Annotated in this window: 20 protein-coding genes; 9 read left to right on the top strand and 11 right to left on the bottom strand. The window is 69.4% G+C overall.

Annotated features, from left to right (window positions below; all coding sequences use genetic code 11):
* Positions 1-46: 46 nt before the first annotated feature.
* Positions 47-1,366: an aminotransferase class V-fold PLP-dependent enzyme gene (locus JE033_RS10540; RefSeq protein WP_200331465.1), complete on the top strand. Its 1,320-nt coding sequence runs from the start codon at positions 47-49 to the stop codon at positions 1,364-1,366.
* Positions 1,363-1,833 carry a Fe-S cluster assembly sulfur transfer protein SufU gene (gene sufU, locus JE033_RS10535; RefSeq protein WP_090150664.1) on the top strand — a complete coding sequence of 157 codons (471 nt, stop codon included), beginning with the start codon at positions 1,363-1,365 and terminating at the stop codon, positions 1,831-1,833. The genes JE033_RS10540 and sufU overlap by 4 nt, the downstream gene beginning before the upstream one ends.
* On the opposite strand, the gene JE033_RS10530 is transcribed toward sufU, so the two are convergent.
* Positions 1,805-2,812 (bottom strand): LysR substrate-binding domain-containing protein, encoded by a 1,008-nt coding sequence (locus JE033_RS10530; protein WP_200331464.1) that lies wholly within the window; start codon positions 2,810-2,812, stop codon positions 1,805-1,807. The two genes, sufU and JE033_RS10530, sit on opposite strands and share 29 nt — an antisense overlap.
* Before the next feature lie 77 nt (positions 2,813-2,889).
* On the opposite strand from JE033_RS10530, the gene JE033_RS10525 reads away from it, so the two are divergent.
* Both JE033_RS10525 and JE033_RS10520 read left to right on the top strand, forming a co-directional pair.
* Entirely contained in the window at positions 2,890-4,677 is a 1,788-nt protein-coding gene (locus tag JE033_RS10525; protein WP_200331463.1) for an FAD-binding protein, read from the top strand.
* A gap of 158 nt (positions 4,678-4,835) precedes the next feature.
* A complete protein-coding gene (locus tag JE033_RS10520) occupies positions 4,836-6,158 on the top strand; it encodes a DUF4192 family protein (protein WP_200331462.1) in 1,323 nt (440 codons plus the stop codon).
* Here JE033_RS10520 and JE033_RS10515 read toward each other — a convergent pair.
* The 5 genes from JE033_RS10515 to JE033_RS10495 are packed head-to-tail and all read right to left on the bottom strand — an operon-like array spanning position 6,088 to position 12,152.
* Positions 6,088-7,320 carry a cysteine desulfurase family protein gene (locus tag JE033_RS10515; protein ID WP_200331461.1) on the bottom strand — a complete coding sequence of 411 codons (1,233 nt, stop codon included), beginning with the start codon at positions 7,318-7,320 and terminating at the stop codon, positions 6,088-6,090. The genes JE033_RS10520 and JE033_RS10515 overlap by 71 nt on opposite strands.
* A gap of 29 nt (positions 7,321-7,349) precedes the next feature.
* A complete protein-coding gene (gene nadC / locus JE033_RS10510) occupies positions 7,350-8,198 on the bottom strand; it encodes a carboxylating nicotinate-nucleotide diphosphorylase (RefSeq protein WP_200331460.1) in 849 nt (282 codons plus the stop codon).
* Positions 8,192-9,868, bottom strand: a complete 1,677-nt coding sequence (locus JE033_RS10505; RefSeq protein WP_200331458.1) for an FAD-binding protein — start codon at positions 9,866-9,868, stop codon at positions 8,192-8,194. Before JE033_RS10505 ends, nadC begins: the two co-directional genes overlap by 7 nt.
* Positions 9,865-11,205 carry a quinolinate synthase NadA gene (nadA, locus tag JE033_RS10500; protein ID WP_200331456.1) on the bottom strand — a complete coding sequence of 447 codons (1,341 nt, stop codon included), beginning with the start codon at positions 11,203-11,205 and terminating at the stop codon, positions 9,865-9,867. Before nadA ends, JE033_RS10505 begins: the two co-directional genes overlap by 4 nt.
* Positions 11,202-12,152 (bottom strand): hypothetical protein, encoded by a 951-nt coding sequence (locus JE033_RS10495; RefSeq protein WP_234037429.1) that lies wholly within the window; start codon positions 12,150-12,152, stop codon positions 11,202-11,204. Before JE033_RS10495 ends, nadA begins: the two co-directional genes overlap by 4 nt.
* Positions 12,153-12,451: 299 nt before the next feature.
* Between JE033_RS10495 and JE033_RS10490 the strand changes: the two genes are divergently transcribed.
* From JE033_RS10490 to JE033_RS10475, 4 genes are all read left to right on the top strand, one after another.
* A complete protein-coding gene (locus JE033_RS10490) occupies positions 12,452-12,655 on the top strand; it encodes a cold-shock protein (RefSeq protein ID WP_090150682.1) in 204 nt (67 codons plus the stop codon).
* A 132-nt stretch (positions 12,656-12,787) separates the two neighbouring features.
* Positions 12,788-14,815: an NADPH-dependent 2,4-dienoyl-CoA reductase gene (locus JE033_RS10485; protein WP_305068654.1), complete on the top strand. Its 2,028-nt coding sequence runs from the start codon at positions 12,788-12,790 to the stop codon at positions 14,813-14,815.
* A gap of 9 nt (positions 14,816-14,824) precedes the next feature.
* Positions 14,825-16,168 carry a M20/M25/M40 family metallo-hydrolase gene (locus JE033_RS10480; protein ID WP_200331454.1) on the top strand — a complete coding sequence of 448 codons (1,344 nt, stop codon included), beginning with the start codon at positions 14,825-14,827 and terminating at the stop codon, positions 16,166-16,168.
* Positions 16,165-17,631, top strand: a complete 1,467-nt coding sequence (locus tag JE033_RS10475; protein ID WP_200331452.1) for an MFS transporter — start codon at positions 16,165-16,167, stop codon at positions 17,629-17,631. The genes JE033_RS10480 and JE033_RS10475 overlap by 4 nt, the downstream gene beginning before the upstream one ends.
* Here the strand turns inward: JE033_RS10475 and JE033_RS10470 are convergent.
* The 4 genes from JE033_RS10470 to JE033_RS10455 form a co-directional block, all read right to left on the bottom strand.
* Entirely contained in the window at positions 17,628-18,197 is a 570-nt protein-coding gene (locus JE033_RS10470) for a TetR/AcrR family transcriptional regulator (RefSeq protein ID WP_200331450.1), read from the bottom strand. The genes JE033_RS10475 and JE033_RS10470 overlap by 4 nt on opposite strands.
* A 49-nt stretch (positions 18,198-18,246) precedes the next feature.
* Entirely contained in the window at positions 18,247-19,128 is an 882-nt protein-coding gene (locus JE033_RS10465; protein WP_200331448.1) for an SDR family oxidoreductase, read from the bottom strand.
* 64 nt (positions 19,129-19,192) lie between these two features.
* A complete protein-coding gene (locus tag JE033_RS10460) occupies positions 19,193-19,459 on the bottom strand; it encodes a Rho termination factor N-terminal domain-containing protein (RefSeq protein ID WP_200331447.1) in 267 nt (88 codons plus the stop codon).
* 95 nt (positions 19,460-19,554) lie between these two features.
* Complete coding sequence (locus JE033_RS10455; RefSeq protein ID WP_200331445.1) at positions 19,555-21,078, bottom strand: FAD-dependent oxidoreductase; 1,524 nt, start codon at positions 21,076-21,078, stop codon at positions 19,555-19,557.
* 259 nt (positions 21,079-21,337) lie between these two features.
* Between JE033_RS10455 and JE033_RS10450 the strand changes: the two genes are divergently transcribed.
* On the top strand, positions 21,338-22,180 hold the full coding sequence (locus JE033_RS10450; RefSeq protein ID WP_200331443.1) for a sigma-70 family RNA polymerase sigma factor: 843 nt from the start codon (positions 21,338-21,340) through the stop codon (positions 22,178-22,180).
* On the opposite strand, the gene JE033_RS10445 is transcribed toward JE033_RS10450, so the two are convergent.
* Entirely contained in the window at positions 22,112-23,209 is a 1,098-nt protein-coding gene (locus JE033_RS10445; protein ID WP_200331441.1) for a glycosyltransferase family 9 protein, read from the bottom strand. The genes JE033_RS10450 and JE033_RS10445 overlap by 69 nt on opposite strands.
* Between the last annotated feature and the right edge of the window lie 27 nt (positions 23,210-23,236).

Genomic DNA, 23,236 nt, shown 5'->3' with positions numbered 1-23,236 from the left:
CGGCGTTGCACTGCAGGCCGGTACCGCCACCCCGAGAGGTGGAAGAATGGAGAACATGCCTGACCTCGCGCTGCATCCCGCGCTCACCCCCGAAGACGTCGCGCTGCTGCGCGCGGAGTTCCCGTACTTCGTCGCGCAAGACGCGCTCGAGTTCGCTCCCGCCTACCTCGATTCCGCCGCCACGTCGCAGCGCCCGGGCCGGGTGCTCGACGCCGAACGCCGGTTTATCGAGTCGTCGAACGCCGCAGTGCATCGCGGCACCAGCGGCGCGGTCGGAGCCGCCACCGAGGCGTTCGAGGGTGCTCGCGCCGCCGTGGCGTCCTTCGTGGGAGCGGAGGCGCCCGAGCAGATCGTGTGGGCGGAGAACGCGACCGACGCGCTCAACCTCGTCGCCACCGGCATCGGCGAGGCGAACGCCGGTCTCGGCGTCTCCGGCAGTGAGCGCTTCCGACTCGAACCCGGTGACGAGATCCTGATCACGGAAGCCGAGCACCACGCGAACCTCATTCCCTGGCAGCGGCTCGCGAAGCGAACGGGAGCGAGCCTGCGGTACATTCCGGTGCGGGCGGACGGCACCTGGACCATCGACGACGCGCGCGCTGCAGTGACCGAGCGCACCAGGGTGTTCGCATTCGCGCACATTTCGAATGTGACCGGCTACGTCGCACCCGTCGCGGAGCTCGTCGAGCTCGCGCACGCGGTCGGGGCGGTCACCGTGCTCGACGCCTGCCAGTCGGTGCCCCACATCCCCGTGGACTTCACCGCGCTCGGCGTCGACTTCGCAGCGTTCTCCGGGCACAAGATGTTCGGTCCGAACGGCATCGGAGTGCTCTACGGGCGCCCGGAGATGCTCGACGCACTGCCGCCGGCACGAACCGGCGGCTCCGCGATCACGAAGGTCACGATGGAGTCGGCGCAGTTCATGCCGGCTCCGCAGCGTTTCGAGCCGGGAACGCAGCCGGTTTCACAAGCGGTCGGCATGGGCGCAGCGGTCTCCTTCTTGAACGCGATCGGCATGAGCCGCGCAGCCGCACGCGAGCACGAACTCGTCGAGCGGCTGGTCGCCGGCATCCTGGAAACGCCGGGTCTGCACCTGCTGGGGCCGGCCGATACGGCGCAGCGCGTGGCACTGGCCGCAGTCTCGGTCGAGGGCGTGCATGCACACGATGTGGGGCAGTATCTCGACGAGCAGGGGGTGCGGGTGCGCGTCGGGCACCACTGCGCCCAGCCGCTGCATCGCGCGCTCGGCCTGACGTCGAGTACGCGCGCGAGCGTGCACGTCACCACGACCGAAGACGAAGTCGATCGTTTCGTCGACGCGCTCCGCGGCGCTCAGCGGTATTTCGGGGCGGAGGTTTCGGCATGAGTGCACTGGACGGGTTGTACCAGGAGGTGATCCTCGATCACTCCAAGCGACCGATCGGCAAGGGCGAACTCGAGGCGGATGCGGCCGCGTTGACCGCGTCGCACCATGAGTTCAATCCGAGCTGCGGCGACGAGATCGATCTGTCGATCTCAGTCGACCCCGAGACCCGCCTCATCCGACAGGTGGCGTGGCAGGGTCAGGGGTGCTCCATCTCGATGGCATCGGCCTCCATCCTGTCGCAGCTGGTGCGCGACGACGCCCTCACCGTCGACGAGGCTCGGACGCGCATCGACGCATTCCGGGAGATGATCCAGGCGCGCGGCGAAGGCGATCCCGACGAGGAACTGCTCGGCGACGCGGTCGCGCTCCAGGGCGTCTCCAAGTTCGTCATGCGGATCAAGTGCGCGATGCTCGGCTGGGTAGCTCTCGAGGCCGACCTCAAGCAGGTCGAGGCGCAGCGCTCCTAGCTTCCGCAGCTCCTCCGACGCGCGTCACGAGATTCGACAGTTCGGCGCCGGGCGCGGTGACGCGGTCGGCGACCTCGCGGATCACCGCCTGCAGCGCGGCGCAGGCGCGCGTGGGAGCCATGTCGACGCGGCGCGCGATGCTCACGGTGCGCGAGAGCGCCGCGTCAGCGAGTGGAGCCGTGCGCAGCATCGGGCGGTCCGCCGCCACCATCGCTGGCACCACGGCGACGCCGATCCCTCGACCGGCGAAGCTCAGCGCCGCGTCCATCTCCGCTCCCTCGACCGCGACGAGCGGGGTCACTCCGCGTGCGCGGAACGCGGCGTCCACCGTGACCCTGAGATCGTAGTTCTCCGGAAACACGACCTGCGGCACTCGCGCGAGCTCCTCGAGTTCGACGGGACGGTCGGGGTCCTCCGAACCGGTTTCGTCGCGGCCGAACGGATCCGGCCGGGTCGGATCCGACACCACGACGAGACGCTCGCTGAGAATCTGCTCGCGTTCGAGCACCGCACGCGCCGCTCCGGACGACACGCTCGTTACGATCAATGCAAGATCGAGTGCTCCCTCGACGAGCGCAGCGATGAGGCTCCGCGAGCCCCGCTCCAGAATCTCGATCTCGATGCCCGGGTAGCGGTCGCGGAACGCGGCGAGCACATCGGCGACGAGGCTCGTGCAGAGCGTCGGTGTCGCGCCGAGCCGTATGCGCCCGCGTCGCAGCTCGGCGAGATCTGTCATCTCGTGGCGCGCGGTCTCGGCGTCGGCGAGCATCCGCCGCGCGATCGGCAGGAGCCGCTCCCCTGCTGGGGTCAGAGCGACGTTGCCGCGGACGCGGTGCAGCAGTTCGACGCCGAGATCCGCTTCCAGGGTTGAGATCTGCCTGCTGAGCGATGGTTGGGCCAGGTGGAGCCGCTCGGCGGCGCGGGTGAAGTGCCCGAGCTGCGCGATCTCGACGAAGCCACGGATCTGTTCGAGGTTCATTTTCATAGCGTAAACGCATCTTGGTGATCAGGTCTATTCATTGGAGTAATCGATCGGCCGGTCGTAGCGTGATGAGCATGAATCGCATCTCTCCCACCCCCGCCCAGGGAGCTGCTCGCAACGAGCGCCTCCTCTCCACCTCGGTACTCGTCATCGGCACCGGCGGAGCCGGACTCCGCGCGTCCATCGAACTCGCGGAGCGCGGCGTCCAGGTGCTCGCCGTCGGGAAGCGGCGCGCGCACGACGCGCACACGACCCTCGCCGCAGGCGGCATCAACGCCGCCCTCGGCACGATGGATCCCGAGGACAGCTGGGAACAGCACGCCGCCGATACGCTCCGCGAGTCGTACTTCCTCGCCGACCCCGCGATCGTCGAGACGGTCACCCGCAACGCCGCGCGCGGCATCGAGGATCTGGAGCGCTGGGGCATGCCGTTCGCCCGTGAGGACGACGGCCGCATCAGCCAGCGCTTCTTCGGCGCGCACAAGTATCGCCGCACCGCGTACGCCGGCGATTACACCGGCCTGGAGATTCAGCGCACCCTGATGCGGCGCGCAGCCGAACTGCGCGTCTCGATCGTGGATACGGTGTACATCACGCGCCTGCTCGTCGCCGACGGGCGCATCTTCGGCGCCTACGGGTTCGACATCGTCGACGGAGCCCCGGTGGTCATCCACGCCGACGCCGTGATCCTGGCGGCGGGCGGCCACACGCGCATCTGGCGCAACACCTCCTCCCGGCGCGATGAGAACACCGGCGATTCGTTCCGACTCGCCGCGCTCGCCGGCGGAAAGATCCGCGACGCAGAACTCGTGCAGTTCCATCCCTCCGGCATCCTCGAACCCGCCGACGCCGCCGGGACGCTGGTCTCGGAAGCGGCTCGCGGAGAGGGCGGAGTCCTGCGCAACGCGCTCGGAGAGCGCTTCATGGAGCGCTACGACCCCGAACGCATGGAGCTCTCGACCCGGGACCGCGTCGCTCTCGCGAGCTACACCGAGATCTCTGAGGGCCGCGGCACCACCAACGGCGGCGTCTTCCTCGACGTCTCGCATCTTCCGCGCGAGCAGATCCTCTCGAAGCTGCCACGGGTGTACCGCACGCTGATCGATCTGCAGATGCTCGACATCACCGAGGAGCCGATCGAGATCGCGCCCACCGCCCATTACTCGATGGGCGGGGTGTGGGTCACGCCCGACACGCACAGCACCGGGGTCGCAGGACTCTACGCGATCGGTGAGGCGTCGAGCGGCCTGCACGGCGCGAATCGCCTCGGCGGCAACTCCCTCATCGAGTTGCTCGTGTACGGCCGCATCACCGGCTCCGATGCCGCGGACTACGTGTCGGGGCTCACCGAGATCCGCCGCGACCCGGCCGCCGTCGCCGAGGCGCGCGCCGAGATGCAGAACCTGCTGGAGGGAGCGGGGACCGCCGATAAGAGCACCGAGAGCCCGCGTCGGCTCCAGCGCGCTCTGCGAGACATCATGACCGAGCACGTCGGCGTCGTGCGCAGCGAGGCCGGTCTCACGACCGCGCTCGGAAAACTGGAAGCGTTGCAGGAGCGCGTGGCGCGGGTCACGGCGCATCCGGACATCGCGGGATTCGACGACCTCGCTCATGCCTTCGATCTGTACGGGTCGATGCTCGCCGCACGGGCGACGATCGAATGCGCGCGCGAGCGTCGGGAGACCCGCGGCTGCCACAACCGCTCCGATTACACCCAGCAGGATCCGTCTCTGCGGGGGAACTTCGTCTGGACGCCGGATCGCGGTGCCGTGTTCGAGCCGCTCCCGGAGGCGCCGGCGGCCTTCCGCGATCTCGCGCTCGCCGCCGCTGACGACACCGTTCAGGGCAAGCTCGTCGAGTAGCCGGGGCGGTCGGTTCCGCAGCACGAGTTCCGCGCGGCGGTGGTCAGAGCGATGCGAAGTCCCGCTCACACCGCCGCGTGGAAACGAAATCGCGGTGCTCCGCGCCGAGTTCTGTGCATAACCGTTCGTCGTGCGGCGCAGCATCGGAGGATCGGATCATGACCGAACGCGAATCCGACCCCCGCCCCGTCATCCGATGCTCTGGCACCGCAGACTTCCTCGCGGCCCTGCCCTATCTCACCGGGTTCACCGCCACCGACAGCCTGTTCGTGATCTGTTTCATCGGCGCACGCTCCGGCCCTGCGGTCCGCATCGACCTCCCCCGCAGTGACGATCCCGGCGATGCACTCGCGATCCTCGATCTCATGAGCGAGCTCGCCCACGATCTCTCCGCGATGCACGAGCACCCGGTCGCGGTGGCCGTCGTCATCGTCAGCAACGCGTCGTTCGACATGACGGGCCCTCCCCCATGGCAACGACTGGCGCGGCGCATCGAGCGCCGCCTCCGTCGCGACGGCGTCGAGATCCGAGAACTCTGCCTACTCGCTGCAGATGGATGGCTGAGCTTCCTCGACCCGCGCCCGCCATTGGCCGGCCGACCCCTCAGCGAGATCGCAGAGAGCCCCGTCATCCGCGGCCCACTCCGACAGATCGAGGCACCGGTCGAACTCCAACGGCTCGGAGAGATTCCGACCGCAGATCCCGCGCGTGCCGCGGCACTGGCGCGCGCGCTCGAACACCATCCTCCCTCCGATTTCCCGGGTTCGGAGCGCGTCCCCCCGCTGCGCTCCGAGTCCGGGAGCACCTCCGATTCGTACTTCGCCTGGATCTCCGAAGCCGCGGAGTCGACCCGCGATCTGTGCGCCGACGGCCCGCTGAGCAGTGACGCTGCGGCGCGCCTGGTCCGCAACAGTGCGCATTCTGATCGCTGGCTGATCATCGCACTGGGACTCCTCACCCGTCCTGAGTTCCCTCTCGAACTCGCCGCGGAACTGCCCATCGGCAGATTCACCGGCGTGCCGGTGGAACTCGAGATCGATCTCCCACCGCTCACCGACGAACCGGCCGCGGGGCTCCGAACGGAGTACCGCGCGAACACCTCGGCCGGGCGAGAACGCACACGCGTCGCCGCATCGGATTGGTCCGTTTTCCGCATCCTCGACGGTGCGTGCCCAGAGTTCACCGAGCACGGCCGCCTGCGCGGGGTGCTCGCCCGTCTGCGAGAGACGATGAGCGAGACGCCGGAGCCCCTCAGACCCGGCATGCTCGCACTGAGCGCCTGGCTCTGGTGGTTGCAGGGCAATCAGTCGGTGGCACGCCGCCAGGCGCATGAGGCGCTCGCCATCGATGCTGGGCATGAGCTCGCCGCCATGGTGCACCGGTTGACGACGAAACCGCTGTATCGGAGACTCACTGCGACCCGTTCCACGAGCCTCGGCGGTGCGCGGCAGACGCAGTCTCGGCGCGCAGCACCTCGATGATGCGGTCGATCGCGGCCGCGGTCACGGGGCCGGCGAGCGTGAATCGGATGCCGGTCTGCGCGAGTTCGGCGGAGAAACCGAGTGCGAGCAGCACCGGAGACGGGTCATCCGATCCCGCAGCACATGCCGAACCAGAGGACACCGCGAATCCGGCGGCGTCGAGGGCCACCAGGAGCGACTCTCCGCTCACCCCGTCGACGACGAACGACGCGTGCCCCGGCAGTCGCTCTGCGCGATCGCCCGTGAGACGGGCTCCCGGCACCTCCGCGAGCACGCGTTCGATCAGCGCTTCGCGCGACTCGATCAGCGCCACGCCCTGCGAGCCGATCTCCGCACTGGCTGCGCGCACCGCAGCGGCGAAGCCCGCGAGCGCCGGTCCGTTCTCGGTGCCGGCTCGGCGCCCCTGCTCCTGCCCGCCGCCGTGGAGCAGCGGTTCCACGGCGAGACCGGATCGCACGAGCAGCGCCCCGGTTCCCTGCGGCCCGCCGAACTTGTGGCCCGCGATCGTCATCGCATCGATACCGGGTCCCGGCCAGGCGGCTCCTGAGACGCCGAACGTCGCGGACCCGAAGCGCACCGGTAAGGAGGCAGCGGCCTGCACGGCGTCCGTGTGCAGGAGCACCCCGCTGGCGTGCACGATCTGCGCGATCCGCGGCAGATCCTGCACGGTACCCACCTCCGCATTCGCGAGCCCCACCGACACGAGCGCCGTGTCTGAGCGCACGAGCGCTGCGACCGACGAGGCGCTCACGCGTCCGACCTCGTCCACCTCTGCGAAGTCGAGCGAGAAGCCGAAGACGCGCTCCAGATACCGGCAGCTCTCGATCACCGACGGATGCTCGATCGGCGTGGTGACCAGGTGCCGACCGCGAGGGTTCGCGAGTGCGAGCCCGATGATCGCGAGGTTGTTGGCCTCGGTACCGCCCGACGTGAAGATCACCTCGGACGGACGCGCAGCGAATGCCGTCGCGATGTCAGACCGTGCCGCATCGATCCGTGAACGGGCACGATGACCGGCCTGATGCACGCTCGAGGCGTTCGCCGCGCCGTCGTCGAGCGCATCGATCATCGCGGCCCGCGCCTCAGGCCGCAGCGGCGCCGTCGCTGCGGCGTCGAGATACCCGTCGGCACTCGAGCCGAGGCGCGGCGCTCCCCAGCTCATGCGCGGTGCTCCCAGCTCATGCGCGGCGCTCAATCCGCATCGAGACCCAGGTCCAACGCGCGAGCACCGTGCGTCAGCTGCCCGACTGAGATGACATCGACTCCCGTCTCCGCGATCAAGGCCACCGTCTCGAGCGACACCCCTCCGCTCGCCTCCGCGACGACGCTGCCCGCAATCCGCTGCACCGCCATGCTCAGATCGTCGAGCGGGAAGTTGTCGAGCAGCACCCCCGTGATATCGGCGGCGAGCACCGCATCGAGCTGATCCAGCCGGTCGACCTCGACGATGATCGCGGTCGTGTGCCCGGCTCGCTCCCGCAGAAGCCGCAACGCGCGCGTCGTCGTCGCGGTGTCGGATGCGCCGAGGGCTGCAAGGTGATTGTCCTTCACCATGATCGCGTCGGAGAGACTGAAGCGGTGGTTCACACCGCCCCCGGCGCGGACCGCATGCTTCTCGAGAGCGCGCAGACCCGGCGTCGTCTTGCGGGTGTCGGCGATGCGCGCAGACGTGTGGGCGACGGCCGACACGAAGCGCGAGGTGAGCGTCGCCACACCGCAGAGCCGCTGAGCGAAGTTCAACGCCACGCGCTCGCCGGTCAGCACGCCTCTGGCGGGGCCGGCAACGCGGGCGAGTACCTCTCCGGCGGCGAACACCGCACCGTCCTCCACGAGATCCGTGATCTCGATGCGCGCATCCGCCTGCCGAAAGGTCTCGCGCACCATCGCCCCGCCCGCGAACACACCCGATTCGCGGGCCACCAGGCGTGTTGCGATGCCGAGCTCGGCGGGGATCGCGAGTTCGGCGGTCAGGTCGCCCCACGGAGCGTCTTCCGCGAGAGCGGCGCGAACCGCGGTATCGACGATGGACTGCGTCAGCATACGGAAACGCTCCTCTGTTGGGTCAGTTGTCGGGGGCGTGACGGTGCGGGCGGGCTGGGCGGCGGTGCCGTGCCGAACTCGATGCGAAACGCGCGTCGGCGGGAGAGGGCTGGATCGACGTCTGGAAAATCCGATCGCACGTGCGCCCCGCGCGTCTCCCTGCGGGCCGCCGCAGCACAGCAGATCATGGTCGCGAGCCGCGCTGCATCCCCCGCACCGCGCTCGAACACCCGCGCTGCGAGCGCGAGCCCGGAGCCGTTCCGCTCGATTCCCAGGTGGGTGCCCAGCTCCCGTGAGACCTCCAGCTCGAGCGCCCCGGTGTGCCGCGGCTCGCCGTCACCGACGACGCACCTGTCCGCATCGAGCACCAGTCGCCCGAGAGCGCTGCCGCTTTCGAGCCACTCGTCCTGCCGACCTCGGTATCCCGCCGCTGCCGCTCCCGCGCGGCCGCCGAACACCAGACCTTCGAGCAACGAGTTCGAAGCGAGTCGATTCGCACCGTGCACGCCCGTCGAGGCGGCCTCGCCCGCGACGAACAGCCCCGGCACACTGCTGCGGCCCGAGGTATCGCTCGCCACCCCACCCATCGTGTAGTGCGCGGCAGCCGCGACCGGTACCGGCTCACGAGCCCAATCGTGCCCACGCGCTGCGAGGGCCCGCGAGATCGCGGGAAATCGGCGCCGCAGCGCTCCCGAGCCCTCACGATGCTCGATCGGGGTGGCGTCGAGCCACACCTCAGCAGCACCTGCGCGATGCATGGCGCGGTGCGTCTCCAGCGAGACCACGTCACGCGGCGCGAGCTCAGCACGCGGGTGACGCCCGAGCATGAACCGTTCGCCCCGAGCGTCGCGCAGCACCGCCCCGGCACCCCGGACCGCCTCCGAGATCAGCAGGCCTCGGCCGTTCTGCCCCTCTGCGAGCACCGTGGGATGGAACTGGACGAACTCCAGGTCGGCGACCACCGCCCCCGCACGAGCGGCGAGCACGATGCCCGCACCGCGCGCTCCAGCGTGATTCGAGCTCATCGGGTACAGCGAGGCGTAGCCCCCGGTTGCGAGCACCACGGCATCGGCGGAGAGGCTCGCTTCAGCTCCGTCGGCATCGCGCACCGTCGCCCCGGTCACCGCGCCGGCCTCGCTGAGGAGCCCGGTGACGGTCGTCCGCTCGCGCACGACGAGGGCGCCGTTGAGCGATCCGTTCCGACGTCCGGGCACGGAGTCCAGCACGCGACCCACGAGGTGCGCATGCAGCACCGCTCCGCTCCGATCGCCGCCCGCGTGCACGATGCGATTTCTCGAGTGCGCCGCCTCGAGGCCGAGGGCCACGCCCCCATCGCTCCCCCGGTCGGCGGCGAAGCCCTCCGCGAGCAGTCCGCGCACCAGCCGCGCCCCGTCGCGCACGAGCACGTCCGCGGCGGCACGAACGGTCAGTCCCGCTCCGGCCTGCAACGTATCCGCCAGGTGGTCGGCGGCGCGATCCTCAATGCCGATCGCCGCGGCGATCCCGCCCTGCGCCAGTGGGGTGTTCCCGAGCACCCGTTCGCGCCCATCGGACGATCCGTTGCCCGTGCCGAGCTCCCCGGCCGTGACGATCATCACATCGGCTCCTGCATGCACCGCGGCGAGCGCCGCGCACAGACCGGCGACTCCCGATCCGATGACGAGGATCACGGCTTCGCGGCGAGCATGCGCTCGAGTGCGACGCGGGAGTCATCGGCGACGCCGTCCGGCACGCTGATGCGATTCGGCGTCGAGCCGTCGAGCAACGCCTCGAGAGTCCACGCGAGGTACGCCGGATGGATGCGGTACATCGTGGAGCACGGGCACACGACGGGGTCGAGGCAGAAGATCGTCAGGTCCGGTCGCTGCTGCTGCAATCGGTTCACCAGGTTGATCTCGGTACCGACCGCGATCACACTGCCCGGAGCGGCCTGCTCGATCTCCCGTCTGATGTACTCCGTCGAGCCGGCACCATCGGCCGCTTCGACGACCGAGGCCGGGCACTCGGGGTGCACGATGACGCGCACATCGGGGAATTCGGCGCGCGCGCGCTCGATCTGCGCAACGGTGAAGCGCTTGTGCACGGAGCAGAACCCGTTCCACAGGATCACGCGCGCATCTCGCACCTGCTGCTCCGTGTTGCCTCCGAGCGGCAGATGCGGCCGCCACAGCGGCATCTCCGCCTCGTCGATCCCCATGGCCTTCGCCGTGTTGCGGCCGAGGTGCTGGTCCGGGAAGAAGACGACCCGCTGCCCCCGTTCGAAGGCCCATTCGAGCACGGCGCGAGCGTTCGACGACGTGCAGACGATCCCTCCGTTGCGACCGCAGAACGCCTTGATCGCCGCCGATGAGTTCATGTACGTCACGGGAATGACGGTGCGCCGTCCGTCCTCCTCCGTCGTGCCGAGGGCGGCCATCAGGTCGCGCCAGCACGCTTCGACCTGGTCGATCGTGGCCATGTCCGCCATCGAGCACCCCGCTGCGAGGTTCGGCAGGATCACCGCCTGGTCGCGCCCGGAGAGGATGTCGGCGGTCTCGGCCATGAAATGCACTCCGCAGAAGACGAAGGCTTCGGCCTCCGGGCTCGATTTCGCTGCTTGCGCGAGCATGAACGAGTCACCGACGAAGTCGGCGTACTGCACGATCTCGTCGCGCTGATAGAAGTGTCCCAGGATCTGCACGCGCGGACCCAGGGCCTCGCGCGCGGAGGTGATCCAGTCGGCCAGCTGATCGTCGCTCGCCGCGGTGTATCGCTCGGGAAGCGGGCCCTGGCGCGGAGATTGCTCGGGAACCTGATCGATCGTCGACGCACCGGGACCGTACCCGGGCGCCCGGTCGACCTGCCAGGGATCCTGCGAGAGGTCGGAATCGCAACTCGACGACCCGGTCGCACGGAGAGCGATCGGTCGGCGATGGGATCGGGCTGCGGGAGATGTCGGCGCTGATGCCGGCCGCATCTCGCGCTCTCGCTCTGCGGCCTCGCTGATGAGCTCGTAGACGCTGGTCATGCTGGCCTCCGGGGTTGCGGGCGTGCATCCGGAAACTCCGGTGCCGCCTCGTTCGAGAATCGGTACAGTCGAGCGGGCCGGTGCGGTGAGCCGGTCTCACGCTCTCCGGTGTCGATGAGCGCGCCCCGCGCGAGGATCTGTCGCCTGAAGTTCGCCGGATCGACGGCGTACCCGAGCACGGCCTCGTGCACGGCGCGCAACTGGCCGATGGTGAACACGGGTCCCAGAAAGCGGTGGGCGACGGCTGCATACTCTGTCTTGCTGCGCAACCGGGCGAGCGCGTAGTCGGTGATCGCGGAATGGTCGAAGGCGAGGTCGGGCAGCGCATCGGCGGAGCACCAGGCGACGTTGGCATCGGCGCGGCCGCTCTCATCGATCGCAGCTCCGATCTCGGCGCGCGGGGGATCGACGCGCGGGGGATCGACGCGCGGGGGATCGACGCGCGGGTCATCCCATCTCCGCCCGCCCGCCTGCTCTGCGGTCGATGCACCCGTGGAACCGCCCTCGGCGCCGCCGGGCACCGCAGTCGAGAGATCGTCTTCGCCGAGCATCGCCCAGTACGCGATGGTGACGAGGCGCTGCGCATCGGCCGACCGCTCGACTCCGCCGAACGCGTAGAGCTGTTCCAGGTACCCCGGAGTGCACTGCGCCGCCGCACGGATCGAACGCAGTGCCGTGTCGGCGAGGGTCTCGTCCCAGCGCGTCGGACCGCCCGGGAGCGCCCAGCGTCCGAGATACGGTGCGCGCGTGCGGCGCACGAGCGGGATCCAGAGCGTGGCGCTCGTCTCCCCTGTCGCGTCGTGCCGCACCCCCTCTCCGACGACCAACGCGCCCGACGGCGGGTTGAGCGCGAAAGCCACGGTGGAGACCGCAACGGCAGGCGGGAGATAGGGGCGTTCGCTCGCGCTGACATCCGCGAAATCCACTTCGACCTCCCTCTCCGCCATACCCTCAACCGGACCAGGTTAGAGTCAATGTGACTTTAAGCAGCATACGCGCACATCGGGAGCTGTCAAGATGCGAGTACAGATCCTTCGCCGAAAGTAACGATTACGCAGCCAGGCCTCGCGTGATTGCGAACCGTGGGATAGGCTCAACGGGTAAGACCAGTAATGCCGAACGTAGGGATTCTCCAGCACGTTTTATTTGCCGCTGAAATGCAGCAAGCTACCAGTCTCCACGTCGGCGCCGTCGCCGTGGCACCCCGGCCGCTCTCGCGGCCAGCAACACAAGAAGGAAATACAGTATGGCCACCGGCACCGTGAAATGGTTCAACTCGGAAAAGGGCTTCGGCTTCATTACCCCCGACGACGGAGCATCCGACGTCTTCGCGCACTTCAGCGCGATCTCGGGTAACGGCCGTCGCGACCTGTTCGAAGAGCAGCGCGTCGAGTTCGACGTCGAGCAGGGCCCCAAGGGCCTGCAGGCAAGCAACATCCGCGCACTCTAAGTCGCGCGACTGAACGAGGTGCAGGGCTCACGCCCTGCACCTCGTTTTTTTTGTATGTAGCGCACACTCGCCTCGACTTCGCATCGGCGCATCGCTACATTCGGAACATTCTGACCCCGACACGGGAGCTGCATGTCGACGCTGACGTATCCGAACCTGTTCCGGCCCCTCACGCTGGGCGCCATCACACTTCCGAATCGAATCATCATGGGTTCGATGCACATCGGTCTCGAAGAGACGCCGGGCGGCTTCGACCGGCTCGCGGCGTTCTATCGCGAGCGCGTCGTCGGCGGCGCGGGGCTCATCGTCACCGGCGGCGTCTCCCCCAACGACGAGGGCCGCCTGACTCCGGGGGCGGCGATGCTCACGAGTGATGACGACATCGCCGATCACCGCGTCATCACCGACGCAGTGCATGACGCGGGTGGGCGCATCGTCCTGCAGATCCTTCACGCTGGACGCTACGGGGCGCACCCCGATATCGTCGCCCCGAGCCCCCTCCCCGCACCGATCTCCCCGATCACGCCGCGTGAACTCGGCGACGCAGACATCGAACGCACGATCGACGACTTCGCGCACACGGCTGCGCTCGCATGTGCCGCCGGCTACGACGGTGTCGAGATCATGGGCTCGGAGGGATACCTCATCAACGAGTTCGCAGCGCCGCACACGAACCACCGCGCGGATGCGTGGGGCGGCGATGCGCAGCGTCGCGCGCGATTCCCGGTCGAGATCGTGCGTCGGGTGCGTGCCGCGCTCGGCGACGAGCGCATGCTCATCTACCGCCTCTCCATGCTCGACCTCGTACCCGACGGCTCCACACTCGACGAGGTGGTCGACCTGGCGCTCCGCGTCGAGGCCGCCGGCGCCTCGATGATCAACACCGGAATCGGTTGGCATGAGGCGCGGATCCCGACGATCGCGAGCTCGGTGCCCCGCGCGGCCTTCTCCTGGGTCACGCATCGCCTGATGGGCGCCGTGTCGATTCCGCTCATCGCCACGAACCGGATCAACACCCCCGAGAGCGCCGAAGCCGTGCTCGCCGAGGGATGCGCCGATATGGTGTCGCTCGCACGCCCGTTCCTGGCGGATCCAGCGTTCATCGCGAAAGCGGCTGCTGGCACCCCTGAACGCATCAACACCTGCATCGGGTGCAACCAAGCGTGCCTCGATCACACATTCGCCGGGAAAGTCGCATCGTGTCTCGTGAATCCCCGAGCCGGGCACGAGACTGAGCTCATCATCTCGCCGACGACCGCCCCCCGACGCATCGCCGTGGTCGGTTCGGGCCCTGCCGGCCTCTCGTGCGCGACGACCGCCGCCTCGCGCGGGCACGACGTGACGCTGTTCGAGGCCGATACCCGTATCGGCGGCCAGCTGAACGTCGCACTGCAGGTACCCGGCAAGAGCGAATTCCGGGAGACACTGCGGTACTTCGGAGTGCGTATCACGGAGACCGGCGTCACCGTCCGGCTCGGCGAACGGGTCGACGCAGCATCGCTCGCCGCACAGGGCTTCGATGAGATCGTGCTCGCCACCGGAGTGCTGCCGCGACGACCGGTGATCGACGGCCTCGATCATCCGAGTGTCGTCGGCTATCTCGATGTGCTGCGCGATCGCGTTCCGGTCGGCCGGCGCGTCGCGATTCTCGGCGCCGGAGGCATCGGCTTCGACGTCGCCGAGTTCCTCACCTCGGATACCGAAGAGGATCCCGCAGACGTCGCTGGTTTCCTCTCCCACTGGGGAGTCGACGCGGAGTACCGCCGTCCCGGCGGACTGACCGTCGCCGTCGAAGCGCCCGCGAAACGCTCCGTCGTGATGCTGCAGCGCAGCGGCGGCAAGCTGGGCGCTGGGCTCGGCAAGACCACCGGGTGGATCCACCGGACCGAGCTGGCCCGCCGGGGCGTGCGCATGGTTCCGGGGGCGGAGTACCGGAGGATCGATGATGCAGGTCTGCACCTCGGACTCGAGGGCGAACCGGTGACCATCGAAGTCGACACCATCGTGCTGTGCACCGGCCAGGACCCGGCCCGCGATCTGCACGTCGAGCTCGCCGAGCTCGGCATCGATGCGCATCTCATCGGCGGAGCCGATATCGCGGCAGAGCTCGACGCGAAACGCGCGATCGATCAGGGCACGCGACTTGCAGCGAGATTGTGAGGTGCATCCATGACGGACCACTCGGGTGCAGCTGACCGGCTTTCGCGCATGATTCGGATCCCCACCGTTTCTGCGGAGATCGAAGAACGGGGCAGCGCACCGTTCGAGGCGTTCGTCGAGCTGCTCGAAGAGCTGTATCCGAACGTGCATCGTCGGCTCGCGCGAGAGCGCATCACGGAACTCGGGCTGCTCTTCCACTGGCGCGGGGCCGACTCGGACAGTGATCCGGTTGTGCTCATGGCGCACTACGACGTGGTTCCGGTCGACGCGAGCGACGCCTGGACTCATCCGCCGTTCGAGGGCCGCATCGCCGACGGCTTCGTCCACGGGCGCGGTGCGCTCGACGACAAGGGGCCGCTGCTCGTGATCCTCGAGGCCGTCGAAACGCTGCTGCTGGAAGGATTCGCTCCCGCACGCGACGTGTACCTCTCCTTCGGCGGCAACGAGGAGACATTCGGAGATGCGGCGCGCACCATCGCGGAGACGTTCTCGGCACGGGGCATCACTCCATGGCTCGTGCTGGATGAGGGTGGCGCGGTGGTCGATGCTCCGCTGCCGTTCGTGCGCGGGCAGGCGGCGATGGTGGGCGTCGGCGAGAAGGGCGCGATGACCCTGCGGCTGAGCGCACGGGGCGACGGCGGCCACGCATCGGCTCCACCGCCCCTCACCGCAGTCACCCGTGTCGCGCGCGCCGTGGCCCGCCTGCACCCCCGCACATTCCCGACCAGCACTCCGCGCGGGGTCAGCCGCATGCTCGAGCGCCTCGTGCCGAGCACTCACGGACCCGCCCGCCTGCTGTACCGGCTGCTGGCCGCGCGGCCTCGTCTCACGGCGCGCCTCTTCGCACGGATGGGAGGCGAGCCGGCTGCGATGATCCGTACGACGATCGCGGCCACGATGCTCGAAGGCGGCACGGCGGCGAACGTACTCCCCTCGCGAGCAAGCGCCACCATCAACCTGCGCATCGCGCTCGGAGAGACCGTGGCTTCCACCGTGCAGCGCGTGCGGCGCCGAGTCGCCGACCGCGCCATCCGGATCGACGTCGTCGACGGCGAGGACCCCTCACCCGAATCATCGACCGAGAATGCGCAGTTCGGAATCATCGCGGACGCGGTGCGCACGTCGCACCCTGGAGCGAGCGCGGTGCCGTACGTGATGCTCGCGGCGACCGACTCACGGCACTTCCATCGCTTCGCTCCAGCGGTGTACCGATTCGCGCCGCTCGCGATGTCGTCAGCACTCAGGGCGACGATCCACGGCGTCGACGAGCGCGTGGCCGTCGACGAACTCGAACGCGGCATCCGGTTCCACCGCTCGCTCCTCCAGCGGCTCCCTGCTCGGCAGCTCCCGTGACGCGCGTGCGACTCGGCGCGCTCGCCGGCGTGGTCGGGTTCCTCGCGTTCGTCGAGTTCACGAGCGGCTTTCTCCAGGGCTATTACACCCCGATGCTGTCCGATATCGCGCGGCACCTGCAGGTGCCGGATGCCGACGTGAACTGGCTCGAGGGTTCGCAACTCATGCTGTCCGCGCTGGTCGTGCCGGTGCTCGCGAAACTCGGCGACATGATCGGGCACAAGCGGATCCTGCTCTGGTCCACGGCGGTGACCGCTGCGGCGACCCTCGCGCTGCCGTTCGCCGATACGTTCCCGCTCTTTCTCGCCGCATGGACGGTGCAGGGGGTGTACGTCGTCTGGCTGCCGCTCGAGATCGCGCTCATCTGGTCGCGCACGGCCGGCCGTGACGGACGCTCGTTGCTCACCGCACGGGCGGCAGGCCTGCTGGTCGCCGCGCTCGAACTCGGCGCGATCTCCGGCGCCCTCATCGGGGGGCGGCTCATCGACGGCTTCCCCATCTTCGGCGTGCTCCTGGTTCCGGGCGTGCTCGTCGTCATGTGCTTCTTCGTCATCATGTTCGGGGTCGGCGAATCCTCCGTGAAACTGGGCGGCCGACTCGACACCGTCGGGCTCATGCTCATCACCTTCGCGCTCCTGGCATTCACGGGCGGACTGAGTCTGCTGCGGATCGAAGGGGTGGAGAGCCCGCTCGCCTGGGGCGTCGTCGCGCTCGGACTCCTCCTGTTCGTGCCGTTCGGACGGTGGGAGCTCCGGCACCCCGATCCCCTCATCGACGTGCGCCTCTTCCGCTCACCGGCGCTCGCGCCGGTCTTCGTGACCGCGGCACTCTTCGGCATGAGCGTGCTCGGCGCACAAGCCCCGCTGTCGACCTTCATTCGAACGGATCCAGCCACCGCCGGGTACGGTCTCGGCATCGGCGGCTTCCTGACCTCGCTCGTCATCGGCGTCTATCTCATCGCGATGGTCGTCGGCGCGCTCGCGTATCCGCTGGTGGCCCGCTGGTCGACGCCGCGGAACGCGCTGGCAGCCGCCGCCCTCCTCGTCGCGATCGGCTACTTCATGTTCCTGCCGTTCCACACCGCTTACCCGCACATGATCATCAACATGATCGTCGCCGGGCTCGGTTCGGGCGCCCTGGTCGCGGCTCTGCCTGCGGCTGCGGCGGCCGGGGCCCCCGACCGTCTCACCGGCGTTGCGACGGGACTCACCAACTCGACGAAGACGGTGGGCGGCGCGATCGCATCGGCGATCTTCGGCATCGCGCTCCTGCACGGCGTCGCGGGCGCAGCCGGCGCGGATTCGGGGGGCAGCACCGCCGGCTCGTTCACCGGGTACGTCATCGTCTGGTGCGTCTGCGGGGGATCCGCTCTCGCGGCGTCGGTCGCGCTCCGGTTCGTAGTGCCGCAGCGCGCATTCGAGGATCGCCGTGCTGTCGCGAGCGATCGCTCGGCGCCGCGCTAGCCGTCCGACCCGTGCATCTCCTCGGCCGTGACGATCGCACCTTCGAGCAGTGCGTCGAGGCGGTGGCGTCCGGCGCCGAGCAGCGCCCACCGCCACACGGTTCCGACGAGCGCCGCCGCGTACCCCGCGGCCACGATCTCAGCCCGGCGCGCATCATGACCGTCGCGACGCAGGCGCGCCTCGATGGCCGCGGCGATCCTGAGCTGCCGGACCGCGCGTCCTGTCTCCAGCTCGCCCTCCACGTCCATCGTCCGCCCCTCGGCGATGGCGAGAGCCAGGATTTCCGGGACCTCCCCCGCGGCGAAGGTGCGAAGCGCCGTTCCAACGTCTCGGTCGTGCTCGCGCAGTGCGCGTTCAAGGGCGGCGACCCTCGCGTCGAAGACGAACCACAGCATCTCCGCCTTCGATGAGAAGTAATTGAAGAAGCTCGAACGGCTGACGCCTGCGCGCCTGGTGATCTCGGTCACCGACGTCGCTTCGTACCCGCGTTCCAGGAAGAGCTCACACGCGGCGTCCGCAAGCATCTCTCGCGAGGAGGCATGCGGACGCCCGCGGGTCGGAGACATGCTCACCACTGTAGCGAACGCACGCCCCGCCCTCGTGAGCCGCTGAGCGTCAGAGGTGCTTGCCGCCGGTCACCGGGAGCACGGCCCCCGACACGTACGACGCGTCCTCCGAAGCGAGGTAGACGTATGCGCCGGCGAGTTCGGCCGGCTGCCCCGGGCGGCCGAGCGGCATGTCCTCGCCGAAATGCACCTGCTTCTCGTCCCAGCCGGTGGCCGGGATGAGCGGCGTCCAGATCGGCCCGGGCGCCACGGCGTTGACGCGCACTCCGCGTTCGCCCTGCTGCTCGGCGAGCGCCTGCGTGAACGCGACGAGCCCCGCCTTGGTCATTGCGTAATCGAGCAGATCGGGCGACGGATTGTACGCCTGCACCGAGGCGGTGACGATGACGCTCGAACCGGGCTGCAGGTGCTCAGCCGCTTCGCGGAACAGCAGAATCGGTGCGACGAGATTCGTCGAGAACACGTTCTCGACGGCGTCCCGGGTCACCTCCGCGTTCGGCCCGCGCTCACGCTGGGTCGCCGCGTTCAGCACGAGGATGTCGAGGCCGCCGAGTTCCGAGACCGTGCGGCTCACCGTCTCGACGCAATCCGCCTCGTGTCGGAGATCGCCGGGCAGCAGCACCCCGCGCCGATTCGCGAGTTCGATCTGTTCGAGCGTCGCCTGCGCGTCCTCGTGCTCCTCTGGGAGGTACGCGATGGCGACATCCGCGCCTTCGCGCGCGAAGGCGATCGCCACGGCCCGTCCGATCCCGGAATCGCCCCCGGTGATGAGCGCGCGCATTCCGGCGAGCTTTCCCGTGCCGGTGTACGTGTCCTCGCCGTGGTCGGGCGCCGGCTGCATCGGCGCCGTGAGTCCGGGCTGCGACGGCTGCTCCTGCTGCGGCAGCGGGGCCTTCGGGTACTTCGTCCGCGGGTCCAGGTTCGGGGTCATGCGTCCTCCTCGGTGATCCGGTTACTGCGATGTTCAGGGGTATTCCATGCCGCCGAAGCGGCGGTCAATGCGAGCGCAGCAAGTCGATGAGCTCCTGCTTGCGCAGATCCGAGTAGCCGCTGAGCCCGAGCTCTTTCGCCCGTTTCTTCAGCTCCGGCACGGTGCGCTCGTCATAGTCCTCCGCGTGGCCGCCGCGCTTCCCCACGTTCGACCGGCCATCCTTCGCCGCCGCGTTCGAGATTCGGGCCGCCTTCTCAGCCGAGGCCCCGTCTTCGCGCAGTCGGTCGTACAGTTCGGGATCCTTCAGCTGCGGGGTCTTCGATTTCGGCATCGATCGTCCTCTCCTCAGTCGGGTGGTCCTTGGCATTCGACGCTAACCGAGCCATGCTCCGTCTCGCAGCCCCTCGACAGTCGCCGATGGGGTCGCTAGCCTTCGGCTGCGCTCCGGTCGTCATCGACCGCTGCGAGGTTTCGAACGGCGGGCCCCTCGAGCACCTCTCCCGTTGCGGAGAATCGCGAGGCGTGCAACGGGCAATCCCAGCTGCGCTCTGCAGGATTCCAGTTCACGATGCCGCCGAGGTGCGTGCACACAGCCGACACGCGGCAGAGCTTCCCGTCGACGCGTGAGACCGCGACCGGCCGGGCGCCCTCTCGCACGATCGCGCCCTCCCCCTCTGCGAGGTCGGCCGCGCCAGAGCCGCTCAGCACCGCCTTGGTCCAGTCGACGGCGACATGCGCTGCGACCTCCGCGTTGACGCGCACCGCATCGGCGACGCCGGCGACACCGGGGCCCGCGTGGCGCATGGTGTCGGCCCAGTCGAGCCGGCCGCCGAGCATCTGCGACACGATCACGAGGCTCGCGGCCACTGCATTCGTCATCCCCCACTTGTCGTAGCCCGTCGCGGTGAAGATGCGGCCGTGCCCTCCTGCGAGCGGACCCGCGAACGGGAGCGACGCGTGCCGCTGATAATCCTGCGCGGCCCACCACGTGACCCGCGGCCCGGCGCCGAGCTTCTGCTGCGCCCAGGCATCGAGTTCCGCCAGCGTGCGCACCGTGTCTCCGCCCCGTCCGGTCGTGTGCGCGCCGCCCCCGACGACGACCAGTGTCTCCCCATCGGTGCCCCGAGCGGTGCGCAGGGAGCGGTCCGGGGCGTCGATCGAGATGTGCATACCGCGTGGGATGCGGTCCTCCGGCACGTCATAGGCGGTGACGAAGGAGCGCGAGGGCTCCAGTCGCGCGAAGAACAGACCTCGGTCGAGGATCGGCACACCCGTCGCGAGCACGCAGCGGTCGGCCGACACGACGCCGCCCGCAGTCTGCACCTGCAGGGCGTCGCCGTCCTCCTCCACCCCGTGCACGCGCCTCCGCTCATGGATCTCGCCGCCGCGCTCGAGCACTTCGGCGGCGAGCGCCGCCAGCACCTCGATGGGCTGCAACTGGACCTGGTCGTCGAGCGTGATCGCCCCGGCGGTCGCGAACGGCAGGCCCGTATCGTCAGCCCAGCGCGCATCGACTCCTGCGACACGGCATGCCTCGAGCTCGCGCTCCAGGGCGTCGAGATGGTCCTCGCCATTGGCGTACGTCACGGCATCGCGCCGATCGATCGGCAGACCGAGTCGTTCGAGCTCGCGCACCATCCACGCCTGTCCCTCACGATTCGCCTCCGCATAGGCGAAGAGCGCCTCGTCGCCGACGTGCCGCCGCACCTGCGAGAAGACGCTTCCCTGGAGGAGGCTGAGCTTGCCCGTCGTGTGGCCCGTCGTGACGGCTCCGACCGTGCGAGCCTCGAGCACGGCGACGCGCTGACCCGCTCTGCAGAGCAGGACCGCCGTCACGAGGCCGGTGAGTCCCGCGCCGACGACGACCGTGTCGTAGCGACGCCCGAGCGGCGTCGGCTCCGACGGGGAGACGGGGATGGTCGGGCCGGTGCGGTGCCACAGTGCAGTCATGATTCCAAGCTAGGAAGGACCTCGAACGGAGGGCAGGCCCTTGACAGGGCGCGGCCCCGTGCCGTCCGCCGCATCCTCGCACCCGTCGAGGCGCGGGCGGCCGATGTTAGGTGAAGTTCGGCTCGGATGCAAGGCGCTGCCCGTCGCTGGGACCCGTGGCGATCCTGGAGCGGTAGCTGTACCCGTTCGGGCCGCACCGCGTGCGCCCGGCACACCGCGTCGGTCACTCACCCCCGACCGCTCTCATTGGAGGAGGCCCATGCTCGCACCGAACCCGGCGTTCGCAGCATCCCCTGCACCCGTCGCTCCGGGCGGACGCGCCGACCGAGCAGCAGCAGACGCTGCGCGCAACGCGCACGCGATCGCCCTCCTCGCCGCTGCGCGGCGGGCCGGCCCTGCAGGACGACGGCGATTGCATCAGCGGGTCGTGGTCGAATATCTCGATCTGGCGCACTCCATCGCGCGCCGATACCGCGTGCGCCAGCAGGATGCGGCAGATCTCCGCCAGGTCGCGTGCATCGGGCTCGCGAAGGCCGTCGAGCGCTTCGACCCGGATCTCGGAGACGACCTCGTATCGTTCGCCGTGCCCACCATCGCCGGGGAGATCAAGCAGTATCTGCGCGACACGTCGTGGTTCGTGAGGCCCCCGCGACGTCTCCAGGAGCTCGCGATCGAGGTGCCTGCGGTGCGCGAAGTACTCGAGCAGGAACTCGGGCGCGCGCCCCGGGTGGCGGAGCTCGCCGAAGTGCTGCACCGCCCACTGGCGCTGGTGGCCGAAGCGGTGCAGTGCCACTCCGCCCGTCAGGCGATCTCGCTGCACACTCCCATCCCCGGCGGCTCGGAGGACCTCACGCTCGCGGACTCCCTGCCCTATCGGGAGTCCGAGTACGCGAGAACCGACCTCGCGCTGACGCTGGAACGAGCGACGCGCACCCTCACTTCGGAGGAGCGTCGCATCGTGCGGTTGCGATTCGAGGAGCAGCTCACCCAATCCGAGATCGCGCTCGAGTGCGGCGTCAGCCAGATGCAGGTGTCACGACTCCTGGCGAGCATCTTGCAGCGCTTGCGCGCTGCGCTCAACACCGACGTCGCTCGCGCCTGACGCCGCCGCGCGCCGGGCTCCTGGTTCCGCCGCGGAACCGGCGGAGGGCGCAGCATCGAGCGTCGACCGAGGCTCGGGCGGGAGCATGACGCCGCGCGCCGCCGAGACGACGGCTCCGGCCGTCACCGCGAGGAGCGCGGGATCCGGCTCCATGGCGAATGCTTCGCCCCTGCGCACCGCGGCGTCGGTCAGCACCACGTGCGGGCCGGGAGGCGGCCCCCACTCCTCCGGCGGCGCAGGGCCGAAGATCACCACCGACGGCACCCCGTACGCGGAGGCGAGATGACCCGCTCCCGTGTCGGCCGTCACGACGAGCGGCGCGCGCGCGATGACCGCCGCGAATTCAGCCAGGCCGATCCTCCCGGCGAGCACATCGTCATCCGTCAACCCGGCCGCCTCGGCGACGGCGACGGCCCGCGGACGGTCCCGCTCATCGCCCGTCACGACGACGCGGCACCCGTCCGCACGCAGGGCCCGCGCCACCTCGGCGAAGCGGTCGACGGGCCACTGCCGCGAACCGTAGAACGCGCCGACGTGCACGACGACCGCTCCCGTCACGGGCGGCACCGCCTCCGGCACCGCGATGCGCACCTCATCCGGGTCTCCCGCCGCCCCGAAGGCCGAGACCAGGCGCACCCAGCGCTCCCGTTCGAGCATCCCGTCCACCCAGGTTGGCGCCGCCTCGTCGTGGATGACGGGGTCATCCGGCAAACGGTGCACGATGCGCCGACGCGGTTCGAGCGCGTCGATGACCGCCCGGCTCTCCGGCCCGTTCCCGTGCAGGTTCACCGCGATATCGACGCTGCCGGGTTCGAGCGGCAGCGGATCATCGAGGCCGGGTGTCGGGAGGAGTTCATCGACGGCGTCGACGAGTCTGACGATCGGCGACAGCCAGCCGGGCGCCGCGAGCACGATCCGATGCTCCGGAAACGCGCGTCGGAGAGCGCGGAGCGCAGGAACCGCGACGAGCAGGTCTCCCAGTTTGAGCGTTCGCAGTGCGAGCAGCACAGGACGATGCCGTCGAGTCATGTGTGGTTCCCCTCTCGTGCGCCCCGC

It is taken from the genome of Leucobacter sp. L43 (assembly GCF_016597785.1).
Classification (GTDB): Bacteria; Actinomycetota; Actinomycetes; order Actinomycetales; family Microbacteriaceae; genus Leucobacter; species Leucobacter alluvii.
This window is presented reverse-complemented; position numbering and strand designations above follow the sequence as displayed.